Below are 19,775 nucleotides of genomic sequence, written 5' to 3'. Positions count from 1 at the left end.
ATGGCAATTGACCGCAATCATCTTATGAATTTCAACATTCCCGAAGTCCGCCAAAGCTATGGGCCGCGGGATGTTGCGCAATATGCGCTGTCTATCGGCATGGGGCAGGACCCGATGGATATGCCCCAACTGTCGTATGTTGGGGGGCTGCAAGATGATATCCGTGTGATGCCCGCAATTGCGAATGTTCTTGGTCACCCCGGATTTTGGCTGTCCGATCCGGCAACGGGCGTTGATGCCCTGCGTCTGGTCCATGGCGAACAGGGAATGACGGTTCATGCGCCCATTCCGGTTGCGGCGACGATCCGTGCCAAAACGCGCGTAACCGGGCTGATTGACAAGGGCGAAGGGCGGGGCGCGTTGCTTTACTCGGAGAAAGAAATCTTTGACGACGCGACGGGCGCGCATCTTGCGACCTGCCGCGGAACGACGTTCTTGCGCGGGGACGGCGGGTTCGGGGGACCATCGGACACGGCCAAGCCGGTTCACCAGCTTCCCGAAACCGCGCCGGACCATGTCTTTGAAACCAGCACCCGCCCCGAGCAGGCGCTGATCTATCGCTGGAACGGCGACACCAATCCGCTGCACCTTGATCCGCGCGTGGCAGAAGGGGCCGGCTTTGAGCGACCGATCCTGCACGGTCTTTGCACCTTCGGTTGCGCCGCACATGCGTTGCTTGCGACGCTGTGTGATTACGACGCTGCGCGCTTTGGTGCGATGGATGCACGGTTTACCGCCCATGTATTTCCCGGCGAGACGCTGCGCACGGAGGTCTGGAAGGACGGGTCGTTCCGGACTTGCGCGGTGGAGCGGGACAAGGTTGTGATTGGGAACGGCAAGTTCCAATACAGTGAGGCCTGATGCCTATTGATCTCGAAACACGCGATGGCGGTCTGCTGGTGATCAGCCTGAACGAGCCGGTTCGCCGTAACCCGGTGGGTCATCCGGTGCGTCAGGAACTGGTTCAGATCCTGTCACAAGCCGAGAGAGATGTTGACGTGCGCGCCGTGGTTTTGACGGGCAAGGGCGGCCATTTTTCGTCCGGGGGTGATATCCGCGACCAGGGTATGTGTAGCATTGCCCAGCAGCGGGAACGCTTTGCCACGGTGAAGGACACGATCGGACGAATGGTTCGGTTTCCCAAACCTCTGGTGGTGGCGGTCGAAGGTTGGGCGGCGGGGGCCGGATTTGGGCTGGCGATGGCTTGCCCGATGGTTGTTGCCTCGCGGGGCGCGATGTTTGTGGCGGGTTTCACCAGGGTCGGTGTGATCCCCGACATGGGTTTACTTGCCACGTTACCCGCACGGGTTGGACCGGCAAAAGCCCGCAGGATCATCATGAGCAATCGCAAGATCACGGCTGATGAAGCGCTTGCCAGCGGTCTTGTTGACGCGCTTGCTGACGAAGGGCAGGCGGTGGAAATGGCCTGTGCACTGGCGTTGGAAGAAGCAGAAGTAGCCCCTTTGCCACGACAGTACATCGCCGACTGGTTCGCCCGCGACGTGGATGCCGCGCTTGAATATGAACGCCAGCTTCAGCCGATATTGCTTAACAGTGCTGATGCTGCCGAAGGAAGATCCGCGTTTTTCGAGAAACGCACGCCCCATTTCAAAGGGTGCTGAGAACCGGATGCCAGGTGCCTCAACCCCAGTCAATGGCGGTGTCCGCCGGTTGCGCAGTGGTCTTCTGACGTTTGTTTTGGCCGCTGCCGTCGGGCTGATTTTTGTGGATGCACCGTGGCTTATTCTCACGGCGGGGATGGCGCTGGGCCTATTTCTGGCGCTTGGCTGGCGCCTGTTCAGCATCGCCACTTGGGTTGCCGTGCTGTTGTCCGGCGGCGCGCTGATTGTCGCGCTCTGGCGTGATGTTCCCTCAGAGGTCTTGATGGATGCAATCGGGCGCTCATTGTTCTTGGGGGCCCTGATCATTCTTCTGGGCACGCTGCGATCCGCCGCGATGATGGCACCAGAAGTCGGCGAGGCAGGTGTCTATTTGACAGGGCAACCGCCCTCACGGCGCTATTTGGCGCTGTCGTTTGGTGGGCATTTATTCGGGGTCCTGATCAACTTTGGCGGCTTGGTCATTCTGCTTGATCTGGCCAAACGCGCGCTTGCGGAGCCGTCAACGATGCAGTTGCCCCCTGATTTGCAGGAGGCAAGGTTACGCCGGATGACGCTTGCCATTATCCGGGGGTTCAGTCTGATCTCGTTATGGTCGCCATTTGGGTTTGCCGCAAATGTTGTGCTCATTACATTGCCCAGCCTGTCCTATTTTGACTTCGGACCATTCGGGTTTGCCATAAGTTTTGTCTTCATTGCGATTGGTTGGAGCCTTGATCGTGTGCAGAACCGGCGGCTGTCGCAGCGAGCCGTGACAGGGCGGCGGCCACAGGTGACCAGCTGGAGAGGGGCGGCGCTATTGGTGGGGCATGTGGTGATATTGGGTTTGTCGATTGTTACCATGCACGAAGTGTCATCACTGACATTTCAGGAATCCCTGCTGCTGCTAGCGCCTTGCTACGCGATCTTCTGGTCAGCGCTCTCGTCGCGAAAATTAACGGGCGGGCCATGGAAGACAATCAATGCGACACTCCTGGACAGCTGGCGCCGGATGCCTGCCACGGCGGGTGAAGTGGGCGTGTTTGCGGCCGCAGGGTTCCTGTCCGTGGTTTTGATCGCCGTCATTCCTGTGGATGGATTGCGGGACTTTTTCGCGGATTTATCCCTTGGGCCGGTTACATTGGCGCTGGGGCTTATGATGTCCGTCGTGGTTTTGGCCTTTGTCGGCGTGAACCCGATCGTGACCGCATCGGTGTTCGGTGCCATTGCCTCGCAATTGGCGTTGCCTGGCCTGAACGACCTGACCATCGCGCTCGCAATTATTGGCGGCTGGACGGCGGTCATCGGTCTGTCGCCTTTCATCACGACGATCGCACTGTGCGCGTCGATCATTGATCGACCGGCAGGGTTGATTGGGCCAGTTTGGAATGGCACCTATTGCGCAGTATTGCTGTTGTTCTGGGGTGCTTTACTGATGGGATTGATGCTTAGCGGTGCGATCTGAGACGTGCCACGCGACCGCGGCGCCTAATTCATTTGAACCTAACCCAGTTTTGTCCGGGCTTGTGTTGCTCTGCGGAGCCTATAGCGTCGTGCCGGACCACTCGCCCGAGCTCACGAGATGATGGACTTCTGAAATCATAAACTCTGAAAATTTTTCTGGCAACCGGGAGATCGGACGATTGAGGGGGGTCATCAGAACCAGCGTTCGGTCGATGGGGCGCTGCACAATCGGGCGGGCGACTAATTGTCCCGAACGGATATGGTGAATGACGCTGACCAAAGGCAGGATGGTACTCCCCAATCCGCGCTCGACGCATGACAGCATTGTCGGCAGAATGTCGACTTCAAGAACGACGTTCAGGTCGATCTTGGCAGTTTGGGCGATGTGTTCAACCCTGCTGCGCAGGCCATGTTCCGAATTTGGCAAGATCAGCGGCTGACGCAGGGCGTCTTGGGCGGTGATCGGCGTGTCGTCACAGTTGGGCTGGGCGGGCTGGATCAGGAAGAGATTTTCAAGAAGAATTGGCCGCGACTTAATGAATTTTGATTTCTGCCCTTCATACGCAACGCCCAGATCAATTTTGTCACGGGTCAGCCAATCCTGCACATGGCCGCTGAAGCCGGAGACGATCCGCAGGTTGACGTCCGGAAATTTCTCCATGGTGCGTATAATGAGATGGGTGGCCAAAACGTCGGCAACAGTAGGCGGCAGTCCGAGCGTGAGCGTGCCATACAGCGATTTGGGGTCGCCCTTCACCTCGGTCTGAAGGTTTTTCATATCCTCCAGGATCAGCTTTGCGCGGGAAACAAGCCGTGAGCCCTCCTCTGTCGGCGTGACACCCCGCCCATGTCGATGCAGCAGCGGAACACCAAAATTTTGTTCCAGGATTTTAACCTGACGGCTTAGTGCGGGTTGGGCAATGCCAAGGCGCTCCGCCGCGGCTGTTATACTGCTCAGTTCGACGATCACGCTAAAATTACGGAGAAGGCGGAATTCCATCTATACCCATTTTCTATTTCTGGAATGTCCATAATGCATTTGTGCTATGTGAACAAGTATCCCATTGTCATTCGAATGGAGGCGCGCCTGCTTGTCGTATTGATAGGCTTCAGCACTGGTCAATCTGCAGTATTGGGGAAAACCCGGACGGCAGGAGTGGTGCAAAGGTCCGGGTCTTCGCATTTTGGGAGGAAAATGATGAAATATTTTAACTTGCGGTCTGCACTGAGCGTGTTGGCAACCTGCGTTGCATTGCCGGCAATCAGTCAGGAACTGCCAGAAACGATGGTTTGGACTTCGTATGATGTCGGCTCGGCTGGCTATGCGGAAGCGTCGGCCATCGCGGACGCCTTTGGGAAGTCGTTTGGCACGCGCGTTCGGATTCAGCCTTCGGGCAGCGGCATTGGTCGTTTGCAACCGTTGCTGCAAGGGCGTGCAGATTATGCGTTTCTGGCGACCGAAGCCTTCTTTCTTGGCGAAGGCGCGTATGATTTCGCCACAGCAGATTGGGGCCCGCGCCAGTTGCGCGCTGTTGCCGGGCGTCCTGCGGGCATCACGCTGGTCGCTGCGGGTGACGCAGGGATCAAAACCGTTGCGGATGCGAGGGGAAAGCGGATCGCTTTTGTGGCGGGCAACCCGTCGGTGAATGTAAAATGCGAAGCGATCCTCGCGTTTGGTGGTCTGACTCTTGATGATGTTGAGGTCGTCATGTTCCCGACCTATGGCTCGGCGATGTCTTCGATGACGCGCAACGAGTCTGACGCGACCTGCACAACACCAACAACAAGCCACCTCTATGAGCTGGCCGAAAGCCCGCGCGGCATTTTTTATGCGCCGCTTGAGCCAGACAACAAAGAGGGCTGGGACAAGCTGCTCGAGGTGTTGCCTATCATGAGCCCCTCGAATGAAGATGTGGCCGCAGGCTTGCCCGAAGGTGAAACCGCAAAGATGGCCGCCTATCGCTATCCCGTGATCACGACGACGAACGAAAAATCCGCCGACGAGGTCTATGCTTTCATCAAGGCTTTGGATGAAACCTATGACCTCTATAAAAATGGCACGGCGACAATGACCCGCTGGTCGTTGGACCGGTCGGGCCGTCCGGCGATTGATGTGCCGTTCCATGAGGGTGCCGTGCGTTATCTGCGCGAGATCGGCATCTGGACTGATGAGGATGAAGCGTGGAACGTGAAACGCACCGCGCGCATGGATGCGCTGGTAAGCGCGTGGGCCGAGTTTCTCGACGCAAACGCCGGACTGGCCGAGGAAGACTTTTCCAAAGCGTGGATGGCGCGTCGCGCTGAGGTCGTCGCCGCACTTAATTGATCTGTCGAAGGCAGCTTTCGCCCCCTGGCGCCATGCGCGCCGGGGGGCTTTTACACATGCATTTTAGGACGGATCTATGACCGACAAAGGCACACTGGACGTGGCCAAATACGCGTTAGGCGAAGCTGATGCCGCGGCAGGGCCATCAGGCCCGCTGCGCTGGCTTATCATGTTGTTGGGCGCGTCCGGCGTTCTACTGGCAGTAAATCAACAGTTTTTGCTGAATGTTTTCGGGTTCCAGCCGCTTGGGAACGCATACCTGTATTACCTGATCGGGATTTTTCTGGCGGTTGCTTTTCTGTCGGTCCCTATGAAGGCTGGCCCATCAATGGGTCCGATCTGGCTGAACTCCGGGCTGGCTGTGCTTGCGCTTGTCAGCGCGGGGTGGCTTGGCAATCACGGTTTGGACATCATCCAGCGAGGGTGGGAATATGAAGCCCCCCTGACCGCAGATATCATGGCCGCTATTCTGCTGGTGCTGGTTCTGGAGGGTATACGGCGTGCTGGCGGTTCTGTGTTGCTTATAACCGCGCTGTTGTTTGGGACATTCCCGCTTTATGCCGGACACATGCCGGGCTTCCTTTGGGGCACACAGTTCTCGCTATTGGAAACTGTACGGGCCCATGTTCTCGGGGTCGAGAGCGTCGTTGGAATTCCGATGCAGGTTGTGGCCGAGCTAGTGATCGGGTTTGTCATTTTCGGCTCTGTTCTTGTTGTGACCAAGGGCAGCGAATTTTTCATGGATCTGGCGGCTGCGTTGCTGGGCCATCGCAGGGGGGGACCTGCCAAGGTTGCCGTTCTGGGATCGGGTATTTTAGGGTCCCTGTCGGGGAGCGTGATCTCCAATATCCTCACATCCGCCCCGTTTTCAATTCCAACCATGCGCCGTGTCGGATATCCGGCAAGCTATGCCGCCGCGATCGAGGCCTGTGCCTCGACGGGAGCTACGTTGATGCCGCCAGTGATGGGGACTGTTGCTTTCGTTATGGCCTCATTTCTGGGCGTGCAATACTCTACAATCGTGATTGCGGCGATCATTCCGGCCCTGATGTTCTATGTGGCGTTGCTGTTGCAGGTTGACATGTTCGCGGCACGCAATGGGCTGCAAGGTCTGCCCCGTTCCGAGATACCGAAAGTCTGGCCCGTGCTGATAAGAGGTTGGCCCTATCTACTGAGCCTTGCTGTTCTCATCTATGTGCTGATGGTGCTTCGGCTTGAGTCGCGGTCGCCTTACTATGCTTCGGTCGTGATGCTGGTCGCGACATCGTTCCGCAAGGACAGCCGCCTCACGCTGGTGCGCGCTCAACTTCTGCTGATGGATATTTCTGTCAATGTAGCCAAACTGGTCGCAGTTCTGGCCGGTATTGGGCTGGTTGTTGGCGGGCTTTCTTACACAGGTGTGGCGGGCGCATTCTCGCGAGAGTTACTTCTCTATGCGGATGGGAATGTGCCGTTGATGTTGCTTGCCGGCGCAGTTACCAGTTTCGTGCTGGGGATGGGGATGACGGTGACGGCGTGCTACATCTTCCTGTCAATTTTGTTGGCACCGGCATTGATACAAGCAGGGCTTAATCCTTTGGCCAGCCACTTGTTCATTCTCTACTGGGGTATGCTGTCCTACATCACGCCGCCCGTCGCGCTGGCGGCCATCACCGCGGCGCACGTGGCTGGCTCCAAGCCGATGGAGACAGGGTTTCGGGCGATGCGTCTGGGGCTGCCTCTGTTCATTCTGCCCTTTATCTTTGTTTATGACCCCGCCCTGATCATGGTGGGCAGCGTCATTAACATCGTAGAGCGGATCGCGCTGACATTGATTGCCATCTGGGCGATTACGTCGGCCTTCGAGAGCTGGATTTACGGGGTCGGCCAGATTGGCCTGACCAGCCGCGGCCTGTTTTTGGCGGGTGGCCTGTTAATCATCGTGCCCGTGTTCATAACCGGCCTTGTGGGTGCGGCTCTTTTGATTGCGGTGATCGCAGTGAATTTGATCCTGCAACGCCGCAAGAACGCAGCAAACCTTTAAGGAGTGGGGCCATGGATAAGCGGTGCAAGGATCTGGTCGAGGCTGTTGACCCAATAAAAGACGGCGCGCGGATTATGATTGGCGGTTTCGGATCGTCAGGTATTCCTTTTGGTCTGATTGATGCGCTTTTGGGAAATGGCGCGCGGGGGCTTACCATTATCGCTAATAATGCGGGGGCGGGCGAAACGGGTATCGCCAAGCTGCTCAAGGAAAAACGGGTGGCGAAGGTCATTTGCTCTTACCCGCGTACACCTGGTTCCATCTGGTTCGAAAAGCGGTACGAGGCCGACGAAATCGAACTGGAGATCGTTCCGCAAGGTACGCTTGCAGAGCGTATCCGCGCAGCGGGGGCGGGCATTGGCGGTTTTCTGACGCCCACAGGGTATGGCACGCTGTTGGCCGAGGGCAAAGAAACGCGCGTCATCGACGGACGCGGCTTTGTCATGGAGCAACCCCTGCCTGCGGACTTTGCGCTGCTGCGCGCCGAGCAGGGTGATCCTTGGGGCAACCTGAGGTATCACGGCACCGCACGGAATTTCAATCCGATCATGGCAACCGGGGCGCGCCATTCCATCGCCGAGGTCCGCCATCTTTCACCTGCCCCCCTTGAGCCTGAGCACGTTATAACGCCAGGCGTTTTCATAAAAAGTGTCGTCGAATATAAGGTGCGCCCATGATCCATCTCAGTGATAATGCCTTGGCCGCGCGTGTGGCACGCGACATTCCCGACGGCTCGTATGTGAACCTAGGGATCGGAAAGCCGACCCATGTGTCCGCCCATATGCCTGAAGGCCGCGAGGTCATCTATCATTCCGAAAACGGGATACTGGGCGTAGGCCCCACGCCGCCCGACGGTCAGGAGGATCCCGAGATGATCGACGCGAGTAAGCGGTTCATCACGGCCGCACCTGGAGCGTCATTCTTCGAGCACTCGGATAGTTTTATGATGATGCGGGGCGGGCATCTCGATATTGCTGTTCTGGGCGCGTATCAGGTGGCCGAGAACGGGGATCTGGCAAACTGGGCGACGCTTGACCAGAAATTTCCGCCAGCCGTTGGCGGTGCGATGGACCTTGTGGTCGGGGTGCCCACGATTTTTGTGATGATGCGACACACCAACCGCGATGGCAGCCCCAAACTGATGCGCAAATGCACATATCCGCTGACCGGATTGGGTGTGGTCAATCGGGTCTACACCGATCTTGCGGTGCTTGATGTGACCAAAGACGGGTTCCGCCTGGTTGAGCTGACAGAGGGAAACACGGTTGCGGATGTCCAATCCGCCACCGAAGCGACCATTCACACATAGGGCCTTTAACCGCGATATGTGTGAATGGTCATTGCAAGAGGCTTGGCAGATATAGAACCAGATCCGGAAAGGCGACCATAAGGCCAAGGATCAAGATGTCCGCAAAAATGAACCACATCACACCGCGGAAAATCGTGCTAGTGGATATCTGCTCGCCCATCACACTTTTCAGCACAAAGACGTTCAGTCCGATTGGCGGAGTGATCATCCCAATCTCCAGTAGCTTGACGACCAGAATACCGAACCACAGCAGGTTAATTTCGGCGGTTTCGATCAGCGGTAGCAGGATCGGCATTGTCAGCAGCATCGCCCCGATCGGCTCCAGAAACATACCCAGCAGAATATAGAGCAACGCCACCACCATGATCAGCAGCAACGGACTGACGCCCATTCCCTGAACGATCGCCGCGATCTCATCACCAGCCCCGGAATAGGCAAAGAACCGGGTTAGCATGCTTGCCCCGATGGCGATGATGAAGATGGAGGAAGAGATCGTAAGTGTCTCCATTAGGGAAGACCAGATTCCGCGCAAGTCGATGGAGCGTTTGAAGAACGCAATCGTCAGCGACATCGCGGCACCAACCCCACCCGCTTCCGTCGGGGTAAAGACACCGGCAAAGAGCCCGCCAAAGACGCCAAGAACCAGCACGAGGACCGGCCAAACATCCGCCAGCGCGACCAGGCGCATCTTCCAGCTGATCTCTTCCGCAATCGGGGGGGCCAGATCCGGATTGCGCACCACGCGCACGATGATCACGGCGCTATAGGCGGTTGCGGTCAGCAGGCCAACGGCCAGACCGCCAAGAAATAGCTGGCCAACCTGCACCTTGACGATGATGCCGTACAGAATGAACAGGATAGAGGGCGGGATCAGCGCGCCAATCGTCCCTGCCGCGGCGATGGATCCAGCCGCCAGACCCGGATCATAGCGATAGCGCAGCATCTCGGGCACCGCGATCCTGCCCATAGCAGCGGCGCAGGCGACCGACGACCCGGTCACAGCTGCAAAGCCTGCAGACCCCAGAACCCCGGCAATTGCCAACCCGCCCGGCAGCGCCGACAGCCACAATCGCGCCGCGCCGAACAGACCCTTGGTCAGCCCGGCATGGAAGCAGAAGAACCCCATTAGAACGAACATCGGGATCGAGGACAGATGCCAGGTTGCCGAAAAGGCGTAAGGAAAGACCCCAAGCGCGCCAAAGGCCGGGCGTTCGCCCACCAGTATAAATATCCCACCGAAGGAGACGGAAATCAGGGCCAGACCAATAGGCACCCGAAAGGCGATCAGGGCCAGAAGCACGGCAACGCCAGCATACCCTATCTGAACATCAGTCATGATGTCGGGCCTCGATTTCTGTTAGGCTTGTGTGTTGGGCGAAGGAAGGTGTCATACGGTCCCCTGGGTGGTCACGTCATTTTTGGCGGGTGGGGTATCATCCCCGTAGCCGGTGAAATAGCAGGCCAGCTTGTAAAACATAACGAGCGTGAGTAGCCCTGTACCAAGCGGTACGATGTAATAGGTCGGCCATGTCAGGATTTTATGGCCTTGCTCATAACTGAAGGTGCCTACGGAATATTTCCGCCCTGCCTCGATCAACGCGCGCCAGGTCAGCAGGCCGAACATGATCGTGCCAAGGGCACAGGCCAGCATCGCGATGAAGTCTTGCATCCTCTTGGGGAAATTCTGGACGATGATCTCGACCGAGATATGAGAATTGGCACGTTCCACCATTGCCAGCGGCAAGAAGGTCGCGAAGACCATGTAGAACTGCGAAACAATTGGAATTGTGCCCGGTAGGGGCTGGTTGAAGACGAACTTCCCGATCACATCCGCCGTGATGTGAAGCATCATCAGCGCCACGGAAATGGCCCCGATCACCGCATAGGCGCTGGCCACCGCAGCGAGTATCTTATTGGCTTGCTTCATCACATCCTCCTTATATGCGTCAAAAAAAAGGGCGGCCGCATCGCACCCGCCCCTTCAATGAATTTAGTCCATGTAGTAGGTGTCAGGCGCGACTTTCGAAAAGATTTCTGCCGCATAGACTTGCGCCAGAGCGTCTTTGTCGTTGTAGATTCCGTCAGTCAAGCCTTTCCACTTTTCAATCAGAGCGATGATGATTTCGACTTTTTCATCAACGTTCTGTAGGCCATAGTCATTGGCAAAGTTGGTCTTGATCAGCTCAATGTCCTGTGTGACGAAAGCTTCGGTCGCATCCCGCAGCGCCTGCGGTGCCTCGATGATTTCGACACCCATTTCTGTGGCCTTTTCCAGATCGGTCGCGGCATTATCTGAATAATTCACCGTCACATAGGAAGTGTTATAGGGGGCCATCGCGATCAGGCGCGCCCGGTCTTCCGCCGACATGTCATGCCATGTGTCCAGATTCACATTCAGCGCGCCAACACCGGAAAAAGATCCGCCGGGTGCATTCAGCGTGATATATTTAGTCACATCAAACAGTTGCAGGTTGCCCAATTCTGGGGCGGAAATCATCGCGCAGTCCACCACGCCCTGCGACATCGCCTCGTAGATGTCGTTGGCCGGCAGCGACACTTTGGTCCCGCCAAAGCTTTCTGCCCAACGGCCCATCGCGGCGATGGAAGAACGCATCTTTTTGCCCTTCAGGTCCTCAGCGGCGCGGATCGGAGACGTACACAGGCTGACGTATTCCGAAGTGCCCATCGCCCCCAGGAATACTTGGTTCTCACGTTTGAATTGCGCCTGACAATCGAGGCAATGCAGCATTGCGTATTCGGTGATCACTCCAGCCATCACAGCGCCCGAAGATTTGGGCGGCGTGCCGATATTGGTCAGCATCGACATTTCTGCCGGCAAGTTGATTTCGGAAAATTCTGCCGGGTAATAGGCGGTGATGACATAGCCCGCATCAGCCAGACCATCGCGCACGCCCGGTGCGGTTTCTTTCAGATTCAACAGCGAGAGTTCAAAGACCTTCAGCTTGACGTCGCCCTCGGCTGACAGCAACTCGTTGAACTCCTTGATGCCGTCGGTTGCGGCACCGCCGGGCGGAAAGCCGATGGCGTAGTTCAGGGTTTCTGCTGCAACGCCTGTGGCGCTGAGAGTAGCCACAAGGCCAAATCCCGCTGTCGTGAGCTTTAGTTTCTTCAGATAGTGCATGTATTCCTCCAGTTCGATATCATAGTGTTGGCGCCTCACTTGTTGATGACGCCGATCATCCGCACGGCATAATCGCACGGGTGTTTCGTTTTGTGGTTAGGTTGTTCTTCTATCGGTTCCCATTGCTCGCGCTGTCCTTAGCTTTGACACGTGATTTCTCCGCGTTCAGACATATTCATGGCATCCAACGCCTGAGGTGACGGCCAAGTTTTGGCAGGATCAGCACCCCGTCGCGCGCAGGCTTCATTCAAATTGCGACTCCAGGACGATAGCGAACATAGCTCACTAGGCGACCCCGAAAGGCGAAGCTTCGATTGTGCTTTGCCAGCGCTATTCGCAAAAAAACTATACCCTCCCCAGAGTTTTTTCCGCTCGTTGCCGATGGCAGAGTTTCATGTGCCAACGGCGAATCGCCGAGTCCTATAGATTTCTTATACAGAAGATCGTTCTTCCGAAGAAATAGAAAAGTTCCTGAATTCAGTTTTCATTTAGACGCACCCAAGAATTTGAAAATGCATGAATATTTTGAGCTCCCGGTGTTGCTGAGTAAGTAAATGGGCGCTGAAGCGGCTCGCCTCATGGAGCTGCCCCCTCAACCTAACCTGAGAGATGAGGTGTTTGACCTGCTGATTGGTGGCGCACACCGCCCCGCCCACGCGTTGTCCTGGCCGGTGCCTCCAAGCGGAAAGAATAGGACGGCCGAAACCTTCTGGTGTTGGAGGGCATCAAACCCCAATCTGTGTGGGGCGCATGTCGGGGGCGGGAGAACTGTCGCGAGCCCACAGATCGACCCGCCCGGTCCGTTTTGTAGGCGTACAGAAGAAGCGGCTCGGCCACACGCAACGGTTGCAATCCCAATGACGGAGCGATTTCAGCGCGCCAAGCCCGGGCAGGGGCCTGGCCTGGCGCAGAGGTGTCTCGCCTGTGCGTGATGATGTCCTCACCCTTTTCCGAGCGGCGCCTCTATTGCGAAGGTGGTCAGTATCAACCTTGTTCACAGGCTGGCTGATGGCCCGAACTCCTTACGCAGCACCTCTGTGTGTTCGCCTGTACCCGGCACCCGGCGTGACTTGATATCATCACGCACAGGCGAGGCCGGAAGTGTAGCGGTCTGGTCCCCCTCCAGTGAGATGTCGATCCGGCGCAGGGCGGGGTGGGTGGACAAATCGGGCAGGGTGGAAACATTGGCCCAGGGCAGTTTCCAGGCATCCAGCCGTTTTGTGATCTCAGCGCGGGTAAGCGTGGCGCAGACTTTGCCGATAATTTCGAACAATGACTCCAGGTTGGCGACGCGGTCCGCATTGCTGATAAACCGTTTATCCTGGGGCAGGTCAGGCATTTGCAGCACGCCCTCACAAAAGCGGAGCCATTCTGAGTGCTGCTGACAGACCAGAATGATATCGCCATCCTTACAGGAAAATTTGCCGTAAGGGGCGATCACCGTGTGCGCCAACCCAACCCGCTTGGGTGTTTTCCCGGCATAATCGTAATGCAGCAACGGCACGCTCATCAGTTCGGCCATCACATCGAACATGCGGATTTCGATCGCCTTGCCTCTGCCGCTGATGCCGCGTTCCAGCAGGGCTTCGAGCACGGCTGAATAGGCGGCAATGCCAGTGCTGAGGTCTGCGACCGAAACGCCTACCTTTACAGGCTCTTCCGGGGTTCCCGTGACGTCGCAAAGGCCACTTTCCGCCTGAATCAGCATGTCGTAAGCCAACCGTTTGGCATAAGAACTGTTCTGGTCATAGCCAAAGATATCCACCACAATCAGGCGCGGGTATTTCTCGGCCAGATCTTTCGCATCCAGCCCAAGCCGTGCCGCCGCACCGGGCGCAATGTTGCGAATAAAGACATCTGCCGTGGCGATCATGCGTTCTAGCACATCACGATCCGATGGCTCTTTTATGTTCAGCTCGGCGCTTTCCTTGCCACGGTTCAGCGATGCGAAATAAGCGCTCGTGCCTTTCACAACGGCATCATAATGGCGCGCGGTTTCTCCGCCGACGCGCTCGATCTTGATGACCCGTGCCCCGGCATCCGCCAGCCGTTGGCTGGCCATCGGCCCGGCAACGGCTTGCTCCAGTGAGATAACAAGAAGCCCGTTTAATGGTTGCATGGTTCAACTCCTCAATTGGATCGCGGCATGCCCGGCACATTCGGGGCTTCTTGGCGCCGCGCGCTGTTTGCGTTCTGATCATGCGCGCGTGACCGGGGCGATCAGAACGAATGTCGGCCGATTTATCAGTTGGGTTCTGGTCGGTGCTGCGCATCATGACAAGCCTTTGTTGACGGGGTGTCTGGGCGTTGATATAAATGTCCGGACAATTAGTCCAGCATCGAACGGGATTACCTATGAGAAAAATCGGTGAGAACCGCTATCGCGCCGAAGTTGGCATGTATTTCGAGGATTTTAAGGTTGGCGACATTTACGAACACCGCCCTGGTCGCACCATAACCGAAACCGACAACATCCAGTTTTCACTGCTGACCATGAACCACCACCCGGCCCACTGCGATTCGGCCTTTGCGGAAAAGACCGAGTTCGGCAAGCCGCTGGTCAATTCGACTTTGACCCTGGCAATCGTGGCAGGCATGTCGGTGCCCCAGATCAGCGGGCAGGCGGTGGCCAATCTGGGCTGGACCGACATCAAGCTGCCCGCTCCGGTTTTTCCCGGGGACACCATCTATGCGGAATCCGAGATACTGGGGCTGCGCCCGTCGAAATCGCGCCCAGGACAGGGCATCGTGACGGTGCGCACTCGGGGCATAAAACAAGACGGCACCGAATTCATGAGCTTTGTGCGCAGCGCACTGGTGCATTCGCGCGAAACTGCGGTGCAGGGGAAAGCAAACTATTGATTTAGTTGGCGCAAGCATCGCGGGCGCAAGATGGCAAAACGCCGTTTTACAGGGCTGCCTGAGGCTTGATGCTGTTTTGTTTCAGGTGTCTTGCTGGTTAGGGCTGGCTGGCTGGCTTGGGTCTGGCTGCCTTCCGTCCTGAAATCACACCGTTCTTTGAATATACAAAACTCTGGGAGAGAGCCAAATGACAGATGAGACGCTAGGCGCGAACGGGCTGATTGCTCCGCAGTTGGGAACCTTCGTGGCGAACCTGGATCATGACGATATCCCGGCGGATATCCGCAGCCGTGCGTGCCATTTGATCCTTGACGCTGTCGGGATTGCGCTGGCCTCGACCCGGTATGACTTTGCCCATCGCACTTTGTCGGCTCTGTCCAGCTTTGGGTCGGGTGACGGGCAGGTGATCGGCATGGGCGCTCGTCTGCCGTTGCGCGATGCGGTGATGTTGAACGGGCTGCTCGTGCATGGGCTGGATTATGATGACACTCATGTCGCAGGCGTTACCCACGCCACCGCAGCGGCCTTTCCCACCGCCCTTGGCATGGCTGCGGATCGTCGTGCCAGTGGGCGCGACATGCTCAGCGCCTATATTGCGGGAATGGAGGTTTCCACCCGTCTTGCATCCGTTGCCAGGGGCGGTTTTCATCAGGTCGGTTATCACCCGACCGGTATAATTGGCGTGTTTGCCGCGACTCTGATTGCCAGCCGCCTTCAGGGGCTGAGCGCTGCACAAATGGCCGATGCGCAGGGCATTGCCCTGTCGATGGCTTCGGGCAGCATGGAATTTCTGCAGGATGGGGCCTGGACCAAGCGGATGCACCCTGGTTGGGCCGGGGTGGGCGGCATCACGGCGGCGGGGATGGCCAAAGCCGGGTTCGTCGGCCCCAAGGCGGTCTACGAGGGGCGCTTTGGGCTGTTTCCGCTGTATCTGCACGCGGCCGAACAGGCGGAAATGGACCTGTCGCTGGCCACGCAAAACCTGGGCGAAAGCTGGGAAATCAACAATGTGGCGATAAAGCCGATCCCTGCGTGCCATTTCACCCACGCCTGCGCCGATGCCGCCATGGCGCTGCGGGGCAAGCATGGGGTCATGGCCGAAGATATCGCCAGTATCCGCGCCCTGGTGCCTGCGGGTGTGCATAAAACCGTCTGCCAACCGGTTGAGACAAAGCAGCGGCCGCAGAATTCATATGATGCGCAGTTTTCGATCCCTTGGGCGGTGGCCTCGGGGCTGGTGCGCGGCTGTTTCGGCCTAGAGGAGCTGGACGCGCTGAATGATCCGGCCCTGCTGGCCATTGCTGCCAAAGTTACCTGTGGGGACTACCCCGATGCGCCCTTCCCGAAATACTATTCCGGCGACGTGATCGTGACCCTCAGGAATGGCCAGACACTGTCCCACCGCGAAGAAATCAACCGGGGCAATCCAGACCGCCCGCTGGCCAACGCCGAAATTGAAGCGAAGTTTTTCGAAACCGCCTGCACCGCCGTCGCCCGCAGCCGCGCCGAGCATATCCGCGATGCGGTTCTGGGGCTGGACGGGCTGGCGAACGCCAACAGCCTGGCCGCGCTTTTGGCCGGCAATCCGGAGTAACGGCCATGAGCAATGACAACGATGCCATCATCCTTGACGCGCTGGAAAAATTCCTGACCGCCGAGGTTGACCCATTTGTGCATGACCTCGAGGCCCGCGACGAATACCCCCACGAGATCGTCGAGAAAATGAAGCAAATGGGGTTGTTCGGCTGCATAATCGCCGAAGAATACGGTGGGCTTGGCCTGTCCACCAGCACCTATGCCAAGATAGTCACCCGCATCACCCGCAGCTGGATGTCGCTTTCGGGGATCATCAATTCGCACCTTATCATGGCCTCGGCGGTGCAGCGCCACGGCACCGATGCCCAGAAACAGCATTACCTACCCCGCTTCGCCACCGGTGAATTGCGCGGTGGGGTTGGCCTGACCGAACCCGATTGTGGCACCGATCTACAAGCGGTGCGCACGGTGGCAAAGCGCGTGGGCGATGACTATATCGTCAATGGCACCAAGACCTGGATCACCAATTCGCTGCACGGAAACTGCCTTGCGCTGTTGGTCAAAACCGATCCCAAAACCACCCCCGCCCACAAGGGCATGAGCCTGTTCATCGCCGAAAAGCGCGAAGGGTTCACCGTGGCGCGCAAACTTGAAAAGCTGGGCTATCGCGGCATTGATACCTGCGAATTGCTGTTTCAGGATTACCACGTTCCTGCCGATTGCCTGATTGGCGGGGTTGAAGGGCGCGGGCTGCAACAGATCCTGTCGGGGCTGGAGTTGGGCCGCATCAATGTGGCAGCGCGCGGCGTGGGCGTGGCCGAAGCGGCGTTGGATCTTGCGGTGGCCTATTCCCAGCAGCGCAAAACCTTTGGCAAGCCGATCTGCGAACATCAGGCGATCCAGCTGAAGCTGGGCGAAATGGCCACCCGCACCGAGGCCGCCCGCCTGCTGACCAATGCCGCCGCCGAGGCTTTTGACAGGGGCGAGCGTTGCGACATGGAGGCAGGCATGGCCAAATATGCCGCCACCGAGGCGAGTATGGAAAACGCCGCCGAAGCTCTGCGTATCCACGGGGCCTATGGCTATTCCAAGGAATACGATGTGGAACGTCTTTATCGCGATGCGCCGCTGCTGGTCATCGGCGAGGGAACGAATGAATTGCAACGCATCCTGATCGCCAAAGAGCTGATCAAAAGGCACCCCGCATGACCACGCCCCGCTATGCAATTGTGGCACAAGCCCTGATTGATGGCATCCTTTCGGGCCAATATCCGGTGGGTAGTCATCTGCCCCCGGAACATACCCTTTGCAAGCAATTCACCATATCCCGCCACACCGCCCGCGAGGCGTTGCGCCGGTTAGAGGCAGAGGGCCTCGTCACGCGCCGCGCCGGGGTTGGCACCATTGTGCGGTCCAGCCGGATCAGGCCGCGATATACACAAGTGGGCGATACGGTGTCGGACCTGCATCAATACGCACAGGATGTGTCCCTGCATTTGCTGGACGTCGAAGAAATCCACGCGTCAGGCGACATTGTTGATCTGCTTGACTGCGCGCAAGGACAGAACTGGTTAAGGCTGCATGGATTGCGCAAGATTGCGGATAACCCCTTGCCGGTGGCGCTGACCGACGTGTTCGTGACGGGGGCGTACCGCGATGTGCAGGCAGACGTCGAAGGCTCATCCTTGCCGATCTGGTCGCTGATCGAGGCCCGCTTTGGCGTCACCCCCGCCGAGGTCCGTCAGCAGATCACCGCAACCAGCCTTAACGCGCAAGAGGCCGAAAAGCTGGGTGCGAAAAAGAGGGATGCGGCGCTGCGCATCACGCGTCACTATCAAACCGATGACCACGAAACCTATGAGGTTGCCATCAACCTCTATCCGGCGGACCGGTTCACCTATTCCAACAGATTGCGGGTGAAAACATCCGCTTTGCCCTGAAAGGCCATCATGCATAATTGTTTGTTATTTGTCCCCGGAGATCGCCCCGAACGCTTTGCGCGTGCCACCGCAAGCGGTGCGGATGCCGTCGTGATAGATTTGGAAGACGCGGTTCAGCCCGATGCCAAATCCGCGGCCCGCGCCCATGTCGCCGAATGGCTGGCCGCAGGTGGCAAGGCTATTGTGCGTATCAACGCCATTTCAACCGACTGGCACGAGGCCGATTTGGCCATATTGAACAGTCCCGGCTTGTTGGCGGTGATGCTGCCAATGGCCGAAGATCCGGACAGCCTGTCCCGGTTCACATCTGGTTTGCCGGATGGTTTGCCAGTGATTGCCCTGATCGAAACCGCGCTTGGCCTGTGGAACCTCGGGGATCTGGTGAAGGTTGATGGCATCAGCCGACTTGGCTTTGGATCGATCGATTTTCAGCTGGATACTGGCGTCGAAGACGAAAACCAGGGCCTGTTGTTTGCCCGTTCGCGGATTGTGGTTGCCTCGGCCATGGCCGGGCTTGAGCCGCCGCTTGATGGCGTGACGGTCAATCTGGATGATGAAACGGTTCTGGCAAGCGATACCGCACGCGCACGCAGGCTGGGCTTTGGCGGAAAACTGTGTATCCACCCGGGTCAGGTTGAAGGGGTCAAATCCGGTTTCATGCCCAGCACCGAGGAAATCGAACAGGCCCAACGCATCAAGGCTGTCGCCGAAGAGGCCGGTGCCAAGGGCGCGATCCGGCTTGATGGTCGGTTGATTGACGCCCCCGTGGTCGCCCGAGCCCTGCGCCTGTTGGAAGGGCTGGAATGAGCGCTCTCCAGGTGCGCGATGACGAAATGGTGCCGCTGCGCCAGGCGATAGAGCTGGATGGGCGCGATGTGCTGGATCTGGGGTGTGGCGGCGGCGGCTTCGCACGCCGTATTCTGGCGGAAACCAGCGCGGCCAGCGTGACGGGCGTTGATACTGGCGATGTATCTGCCAACAAGCCCGGCCAAGGCGTGCGGTTTTTGACGGGCGAGGCACAGGCCCTGCCGTTTGGCGATCACGGCCTGGATGTGGTGGTGATGATGAAATCACTGCATCATGTGCCGATCGACGCAATGGACGGGGCCTTTGACGAATTGTCCCGCGTTTTGCGCAAAAACGGACATGTCTATATCTGTGAACCGGCCTATGCTGGGGATTTCAACGATATTCTGAAGATATTTCACGACGAAGGCATCGAACGCGCGGCCGCGCTTCGCGCGCTCGAACGGGCACAATCGCGCAGTTTGTTTCGCCTTGAGGGGCGGCACGACTACATCCGCCCGCTGCGCTTTGAAAACCTCGACCAGTTCCGCCGAAATCTGATGCACCTGCCCTGGCTGAAATCCCGGATCACGCCGGAAGTTGAACAACAAGTGGCGCAAAAATACTCCGAGAGCGCCAAGCCGGACGGCAGTGCCAGTTTTACTTCGCACATGCTGGTCTTTGGTCTGACCTGTTCCAGATAGACGGGATCAGATGCAAAACCGTCCCTTCGATTCTTTGACAGTCTTATCCTGCGGCTGATTAGGGGGCGGCTCTGTTCCCCCGCTC

18 protein-coding genes are annotated in these 19,775 nt (G+C 57.9%); 13 read left to right on the top strand and 5 right to left on the bottom strand.

Features of this window, described 5'->3' with window-relative positions; all coding sequences use genetic code 11:
• Genes SULPSESMR1_RS22545 through SULPSESMR1_RS22535 form a run of 3 tightly spaced genes read left to right on the top strand, consistent with a single transcriptional unit; the run spans position 1 to position 3,063 of the window.
• Entirely contained in the window at positions 1-861 is an 861-nt protein-coding gene (locus SULPSESMR1_RS22545) for a MaoC/PaaZ C-terminal domain-containing protein (RefSeq protein WP_089423317.1), read from the top strand.
• Positions 861-1,622, top strand: a complete 762-nt coding sequence (locus SULPSESMR1_RS22540) for an enoyl-CoA hydratase/isomerase family protein (RefSeq protein WP_089423316.1) — start codon at positions 861-863, stop codon at positions 1,620-1,622. Before SULPSESMR1_RS22545 ends, SULPSESMR1_RS22540 begins: the two co-directional genes overlap by 1 nt.
• Positions 1,623-1,629: 7 nt before the next feature.
• Complete coding sequence (locus SULPSESMR1_RS22535) at positions 1,630-3,063, top strand: hypothetical protein (RefSeq protein ID WP_089423315.1); 1,434 nt, start codon at positions 1,630-1,632, stop codon at positions 3,061-3,063.
• A gap of 78 nt (positions 3,064-3,141) precedes the next feature.
• Here SULPSESMR1_RS22535 and SULPSESMR1_RS22530 read toward each other — a convergent pair whose 3' ends face one another.
• Positions 3,142-4,062, bottom strand: coding sequence for a LysR family transcriptional regulator (locus tag SULPSESMR1_RS22530; protein WP_089423314.1), 921 nt, complete (start codon positions 4,060-4,062; stop codon positions 3,142-3,144).
• Positions 4,063-4,260: 198 nt separating this feature from the next.
• On the opposite strand from SULPSESMR1_RS22530, the gene SULPSESMR1_RS22525 reads away from it, so the two are divergent.
• From SULPSESMR1_RS22525 to SULPSESMR1_RS22510, 4 genes are all read left to right on the top strand, one after another.
• Positions 4,261-5,388 carry a TAXI family TRAP transporter solute-binding subunit gene (locus tag SULPSESMR1_RS22525; protein WP_089423313.1) on the top strand — a complete coding sequence of 376 codons (1,128 nt, stop codon included), beginning with the start codon at positions 4,261-4,263 and terminating at the stop codon, positions 5,386-5,388.
• A 169-nt stretch (positions 5,389-5,557) separates the two neighbouring features.
• Entirely contained in the window at positions 5,558-7,411 is a 1,854-nt protein-coding gene (locus tag SULPSESMR1_RS22520) for a TRAP transporter permease (protein ID WP_089423430.1), read from the top strand.
• A gap of 11 nt (positions 7,412-7,422) precedes the next feature.
• On the top strand, positions 7,423-8,088 hold the full coding sequence (locus SULPSESMR1_RS22515) for a 3-oxoacid CoA-transferase subunit A (protein WP_089423312.1): 666 nt from the start codon (positions 7,423-7,425) through the stop codon (positions 8,086-8,088).
• Entirely contained in the window at positions 8,085-8,720 is a 636-nt protein-coding gene (locus SULPSESMR1_RS22510; protein ID WP_089423311.1) for a 3-oxoacid CoA-transferase subunit B, read from the top strand. The genes SULPSESMR1_RS22515 and SULPSESMR1_RS22510 overlap by 4 nt, the downstream gene beginning before the upstream one ends.
• A gap of 28 nt (positions 8,721-8,748) precedes the next feature.
• Here the strand turns inward: SULPSESMR1_RS22510 and SULPSESMR1_RS22505 are convergent, their stop codons facing one another.
• The 4 genes from SULPSESMR1_RS22505 to SULPSESMR1_RS22490 all read right to left on the bottom strand — a co-directional run bounded on the left by SULPSESMR1_RS22505 (position 8,749) and on the right by SULPSESMR1_RS22490 (position 13,981).
• Positions 8,749-10,056, bottom strand: coding sequence for a TRAP transporter large permease (locus SULPSESMR1_RS22505; RefSeq protein ID WP_089423310.1), 1,308 nt, complete (start codon positions 10,054-10,056; stop codon positions 8,749-8,751).
• A gap of 51 nt (positions 10,057-10,107) precedes the next feature.
• Positions 10,108-10,647 carry a TRAP transporter small permease gene (locus SULPSESMR1_RS22500; RefSeq protein ID WP_089423309.1) on the bottom strand — a complete coding sequence of 180 codons (540 nt, stop codon included), beginning with the start codon at positions 10,645-10,647 and terminating at the stop codon, positions 10,108-10,110.
• Positions 10,648-10,710: 63 nt separating this feature from the next.
• Positions 10,711-11,862 (bottom strand): C4-dicarboxylate TRAP transporter substrate-binding protein, encoded by a 1,152-nt coding sequence (locus SULPSESMR1_RS22495; RefSeq protein WP_089423308.1) that lies wholly within the window; start codon positions 11,860-11,862, stop codon positions 10,711-10,713.
• A gap of 994 nt (positions 11,863-12,856) precedes the next feature.
• Entirely contained in the window at positions 12,857-13,981 is a 1,125-nt protein-coding gene (locus SULPSESMR1_RS22490) for a CaiB/BaiF CoA transferase family protein (protein WP_089423307.1), read from the bottom strand.
• Positions 13,982-14,217: 236 nt separating this feature from the next.
• Between SULPSESMR1_RS22490 and SULPSESMR1_RS22485 the strand changes: the two genes are divergently transcribed.
• The 6 genes from SULPSESMR1_RS22485 (at position 14,218) to SULPSESMR1_RS22460 (ending at position 19,690) form a co-directional block, all read left to right on the top strand.
• Complete coding sequence (locus SULPSESMR1_RS22485) at positions 14,218-14,724, top strand: MaoC family dehydratase (RefSeq protein WP_089423306.1); 507 nt, start codon at positions 14,218-14,220, stop codon at positions 14,722-14,724.
• A 187-nt stretch (positions 14,725-14,911) separates the two neighbouring features.
• Positions 14,912-16,318 (top strand): MmgE/PrpD family protein, encoded by a 1,407-nt coding sequence (locus SULPSESMR1_RS22480; RefSeq protein WP_089423305.1) that lies wholly within the window; start codon positions 14,912-14,914, stop codon positions 16,316-16,318.
• Positions 16,319-16,323: 5 nt separating this feature from the next.
• Positions 16,324-17,469, top strand: a complete 1,146-nt coding sequence (locus SULPSESMR1_RS22475; RefSeq protein WP_089423304.1) for an acyl-CoA dehydrogenase family protein — start codon at positions 16,324-16,326, stop codon at positions 17,467-17,469.
• Positions 17,466-18,200, top strand: a complete 735-nt coding sequence (locus SULPSESMR1_RS22470) for a GntR family transcriptional regulator (RefSeq protein WP_089423303.1) — start codon at positions 17,466-17,468, stop codon at positions 18,198-18,200. Before SULPSESMR1_RS22475 ends, SULPSESMR1_RS22470 begins: the two co-directional genes overlap by 4 nt.
• A gap of 9 nt (positions 18,201-18,209) precedes the next feature.
• The gene (locus SULPSESMR1_RS22465) at positions 18,210-19,007 is read left to right on the top strand and encodes an HpcH/HpaI aldolase/citrate lyase family protein (RefSeq protein WP_089423302.1); all 798 of its coding nucleotides are present in this window, start codon (positions 18,210-18,212) and stop codon (positions 19,005-19,007) included.
• On the top strand, positions 19,004-19,690 hold the full coding sequence (locus tag SULPSESMR1_RS22460) for a class I SAM-dependent methyltransferase (protein ID WP_089423301.1): 687 nt from the start codon (positions 19,004-19,006) through the stop codon (positions 19,688-19,690). Before SULPSESMR1_RS22465 ends, SULPSESMR1_RS22460 begins: the two co-directional genes overlap by 4 nt.
• The last annotated feature ends 85 nt before the right edge of the window (positions 19,691-19,775 follow it).

Origin of the sequence: Pseudosulfitobacter pseudonitzschiae (assembly GCF_002222635.1) — a bacterium.
In the GTDB taxonomy this organism is placed as follows: Bacteria; Pseudomonadota; Alphaproteobacteria; order Rhodobacterales; family Rhodobacteraceae; genus Pseudosulfitobacter; species Pseudosulfitobacter pseudonitzschiae_A.
The sequence above is the reverse complement of the archived record's forward strand: the minus strand, read 5'-3'. Positions and strand labels throughout refer to the sequence as shown.

What these genes read in the sequence shown, in the direction of transcription:
- SULPSESMR1_RS22495 (WP_089423308.1), bottom strand. Translation starts at nt 11,862, where the DNA reads ATGCACTATCTGAAGAAACTAAAGCTCACGACAGCGGGATTTGGCCTT.
- SULPSESMR1_RS22520 (WP_089423430.1), top strand. Translation starts at nt 5,558, where the DNA reads ATGTTGTTGGGCGCGTCCGGCGTTCTACTGGCAGTAAATCAACAGTTT.
- SULPSESMR1_RS22500 (WP_089423309.1), bottom strand. Translation starts at nt 10,647, where the DNA reads ATGAAGCAAGCCAATAAGATACTCGCTGCGGTGGCCAGCGCCTATGCG.
- SULPSESMR1_RS22465 (WP_089423302.1), top strand. Translation starts at nt 18,210, where the DNA reads ATGCATAATTGTTTGTTATTTGTCCCCGGAGATCGCCCCGAACGCTTT.
- SULPSESMR1_RS22535 (WP_089423315.1), top strand. Translation starts at nt 1,630, where the DNA reads ATGCCAGGTGCCTCAACCCCAGTCAATGGCGGTGTCCGCCGGTTGCGC.
- SULPSESMR1_RS22470 (WP_089423303.1), top strand. Translation starts at nt 17,466, where the DNA reads ATGACCACGCCCCGCTATGCAATTGTGGCACAAGCCCTGATTGATGGC.
- SULPSESMR1_RS22545 (WP_089423317.1), top strand. Translation starts at nt 1, where the DNA reads ATGGCAATTGACCGCAATCATCTTATGAATTTCAACATTCCCGAAGTC.
- SULPSESMR1_RS22515 (WP_089423312.1), top strand. Translation starts at nt 7,423, where the DNA reads ATGGATAAGCGGTGCAAGGATCTGGTCGAGGCTGTTGACCCAATAAAA.
- SULPSESMR1_RS22480 (WP_089423305.1), top strand. Translation starts at nt 14,912, where the DNA reads ATGACAGATGAGACGCTAGGCGCGAACGGGCTGATTGCTCCGCAGTTG.
- SULPSESMR1_RS22485 (WP_089423306.1), top strand. Translation starts at nt 14,218, where the DNA reads ATGAGAAAAATCGGTGAGAACCGCTATCGCGCCGAAGTTGGCATGTAT.
- SULPSESMR1_RS22490 (WP_089423307.1), bottom strand. Translation starts at nt 13,981, where the DNA reads ATGCAACCATTAAACGGGCTTCTTGTTATCTCACTGGAGCAAGCCGTT.
- SULPSESMR1_RS22530 (WP_089423314.1), bottom strand. Translation starts at nt 4,062, where the DNA reads ATGGAATTCCGCCTTCTCCGTAATTTTAGCGTGATCGTCGAACTGAGC.
- SULPSESMR1_RS22525 (WP_089423313.1), top strand. Translation starts at nt 4,261, where the DNA reads ATGAAATATTTTAACTTGCGGTCTGCACTGAGCGTGTTGGCAACCTGC.
- SULPSESMR1_RS22460 (WP_089423301.1), top strand. Translation starts at nt 19,004, where the DNA reads ATGAGCGCTCTCCAGGTGCGCGATGACGAAATGGTGCCGCTGCGCCAG.
- SULPSESMR1_RS22505 (WP_089423310.1), bottom strand. Translation starts at nt 10,056, where the DNA reads ATGACTGATGTTCAGATAGGGTATGCTGGCGTTGCCGTGCTTCTGGCC.
- SULPSESMR1_RS22510 (WP_089423311.1), top strand. Translation starts at nt 8,085, where the DNA reads ATGATCCATCTCAGTGATAATGCCTTGGCCGCGCGTGTGGCACGCGAC.
- SULPSESMR1_RS22475 (WP_089423304.1), top strand. Translation starts at nt 16,324, where the DNA reads ATGAGCAATGACAACGATGCCATCATCCTTGACGCGCTGGAAAAATTC.
- SULPSESMR1_RS22540 (WP_089423316.1), top strand. Translation starts at nt 861, where the DNA reads ATGCCTATTGATCTCGAAACACGCGATGGCGGTCTGCTGGTGATCAGC.